We start from the raw sequence: 2,834 nt of genomic DNA, 5'->3' as shown, positions 1-2,834 counted from the left end.
GGGCTCGGGTTCATGCGGTCTCCAGGCTCGACTCTCGCACACGGCAGGCGCACTTCAATCGCCTCGGAGTGTCGGCGGGGGCTGTGCCAGGAACGCCGGGAGAGGGGCCCACCTTCCCCTGCCCGCGCCCGCCTGGCTGGCGGGCCCGGCGGCCCACGGAGTGTATCGCCGCCAGATGTGCGGCGACACGCGCGGCCTTCCTGTATAGGGTCCGGATGGTCATGGCGAGGAAGTCCGACACACTCTCGGAAGACGTCCTGCCCGAGGACGTCCGGCTCGAGGCTTCCCTGCGTCCGCGCTCGTTCGACGAGTACGTGGGCCAGGGGCCCGTCGTCGAGAAGCTCAAGGTCTACGTGCAGGCCGCGCGCAGCCGGGGCGAGGCCCTGGACCACTGCCTGTTCTCCGGCCCGCCGGGCCTGGGCAAGACGTCGCTGGCGCACATCATCGCGAACGAGCTGGGCGTGGGCATCCACGTCACCAGCGGCCCCGCCCTGGAGCGCAAGGGGGACCTGGCGGGCCTGCTCACCAACCTCGACGCGCGCGACGTGCTCTTCATCGATGAAATCCACCGCCTCAACGCCGCCGTGGAGGAATACCTCTACCCGGCCATGGAGGACTTCCGGCTGGACATCACCATCGACACCGGGCCCGCCGCCCGGGCGATGAAGATTGACTTGCCGCCCTTCACGTTGATTGGCGCCACCACGCGCACCGGCCTGCTCACCTCGCCGCTGCGCGACCGCTTCCAGATTCAGGAGCGGCTGGAGTACTACGACGCCAAGGCGCTGGAGAGCATCCTCCACCGCTCCGCGCGCATCCTGGGCATTCCCCTGGACAAGGACGCCGCGCGCGAGGTGGCCAGCCGCTCGCGGGGCACGCCGCGCATCACCAACCGGCTGCTGCGCCGGCTGCGTGACTTCGCGGAGGTCGAAGGCAATGGCAGAATCACCCTGGAGCTGGCGCAGAAGTCGCTGGACCGGCTCGGGGTGGACGCCAGCGGCCTGGACTCCATGGACCGCAAGATTCTGCTGACCATCCTCGACAAGTTCGGCGGCGGCCCGGTGGGCGTGGAGACCATCGCCGCCAGCGTGGGCGAGCAGCGCGATACCATTGAAGACGTGTACGAGCCCTTCCTGATGCAGGAAGGCTTCCTCCAGCGCACGCCGCGGGGCCGGATGGCCACGCATCGCACGTACCAGTATTTCAAGAAGCAACCACCGCCCACGCCCCAGGGCAGCCTCTTCTGAGATGCCATGAGCCAGGACACGCCTTCCTCGTCGCCCCACGTCCCCCGCGACTTCTACGCCGACCTGATGCGCGCCTCCCAGACGTCGCGCGCCGGCTTCCTCGCCGAACGCGAGCGCTGGCTGCGGGGCGTGCCCGTGGAGGGGCGGGAGGAGCTGCTGTTCGAGTTCGAGATGCTGCTGCGCGCGGTGGAGCGCTACCTCAACCTCAACACGGTGGTGGACGCCCGCGACAGGCCGCTCGTCACGCGTGACTTCCGCGAGGAGCTGGCGGACGTGCGCGACGCCATGGACCGCGCCATCCGCGTCGCGCGCCACCTGCAGGACCCGGACAGCGACCAGAAGATGGTCTTCCGCAAGTACGTGGAGACCCAGCTCGCGGACGACCGCGTCCGGCGCGCGCTCATCGAAGAGCAGCTGGACCAGGAGACGCCGCCCGAAAGCCTCTTCGTGCTGCGCGAGGCCTTCGACGCGCTGAAGAACCTGCTGGACCACCTGCTCAAGCTGCCGGCGGCGAACCTCGGCCTGTTCCAGGACGTGGGCAAGCTGTCCCTGCGGGAAATCGTCCTCAACCGCTACTTCCGTCCCTTCCGCCCGCTGGAGTTCCGCGTCGAATACGACCGGCTCCGCTCGGTGCGGCTGCTGGACACGCTGGTCTCCCTCCAGGAGGAGCAGCGCACCGCCTTCACCACCGCCTTCCTGGGCCTCTTCCGGCTGCTGCACTACCTGGCCTATGTGGACGAGGAGGAGCAGCCGCCCTTCTCCCGCCGCGTGCGCGTGCTGCTGGCGCTGGTGCGCAGCGAGGCCACCGCGCTGGCGTCGTGGATGCACTCGGAGCTGTCTCCGAAGGCCGGCTCCAAGTCCCTGCAGGCCGCCACGCTGCGCGCCGCCCGTGACATCGCCCGGGAGACGGAGCGCGTGGCCCGCGAGGTGCTGGTCAACCTGGACCGCGACGCGGAAGCCCCGCTGCGCGCCGCGGCCGCCTTCACGGCGGTGCTGCGCACGCAGGTGGTGGCGCTGGTGGAGGCGCTGGCGCCCAACGGGGGCCTGGCCGACGGCGTCTTCGACGAGCTGATGAGCCCGCAGGAGGCGGCGCTGCGCCTGCGCAAGGACCTGTGGGTATACGCCCAGCTGTGCCGCGCCGCGGAGTCCCACCTGCGCGCCGAGGACGTCCCCGCCGCCGAGCGCGCGCTGGACGCCCTCAAGGACTTCCTGGGCTACTTCCACGACGGCGGCTATCAGCTGCTGCGCTACGGCGACTACGACGCCTTCGACCGCTTCACCTCGCTGCTGGTGGAGCTGCCCTGGCCGCCGGAAGGGCCTGGCATCCGCGCCCGGCTCGGCGAGGACCTGCGGCGCTTCATCCAGACACTGGAGTCCACCTTCCACGCCGTCAGCCGCCGCACCCACCTCCAGGGCCGGGGCTTTGATCGGCCGGATGCAGAGGCCCTGCGGGACAGGTTCCTCACCACCCCCGCACGCTGATACAGCCCGGTCGTGGTGCGACGGGCCACCCCGCATGACAGTCCCTGTGTATGGGGCGTTGTCACTGCGGGTGTTTGCGTCGTTGAGTTCCTTGCGCTATGGACG

2 protein-coding genes are annotated in these 2,834 nt (G+C 70.0%); both read left to right on the top strand.

Going from position 1 to position 2,834, the window contains the following annotated elements:
* Positions 1-215 precede the first annotated feature (215 nt).
* Positions 216-1,247, top strand: a complete 1,032-nt coding sequence (gene ruvB / locus G4D87_RS36270; RefSeq protein ID WP_011554947.1) for a Holliday junction branch migration DNA helicase RuvB — start codon at positions 216-218, stop codon at positions 1,245-1,247.
* A gap of 6 nt (positions 1,248-1,253) precedes the next feature.
* On the top strand, positions 1,254-2,729 hold the full coding sequence (locus G4D87_RS36265; protein WP_163787369.1) for a hypothetical protein: 1,476 nt from the start codon (positions 1,254-1,256) through the stop codon (positions 2,727-2,729).
* Positions 2,730-2,834 lie beyond the last annotated feature (105 nt).

The sequence above is a fragment of the Myxococcus vastator genome, assembly GCF_010894475.1.
In the GTDB taxonomy this organism is placed as follows: domain Bacteria; phylum Myxococcota; class Myxococcia; order Myxococcales; family Myxococcaceae; genus Myxococcus; species Myxococcus vastator.
This window is presented reverse-complemented; position numbering and strand designations above follow the sequence as displayed.

Coding starts and splice junctions, on each gene's coding strand:
- G4D87_RS36265 (WP_163787369.1), top strand. CDS start 1,254: ATGAGCCAGGACACGCCTTCCTCGTCGCCCCACGTCCCCCGCGACTTC.
- ruvB (WP_011554947.1), top strand. CDS start 216: ATGGTCATGGCGAGGAAGTCCGACACACTCTCGGAAGACGTCCTGCCC.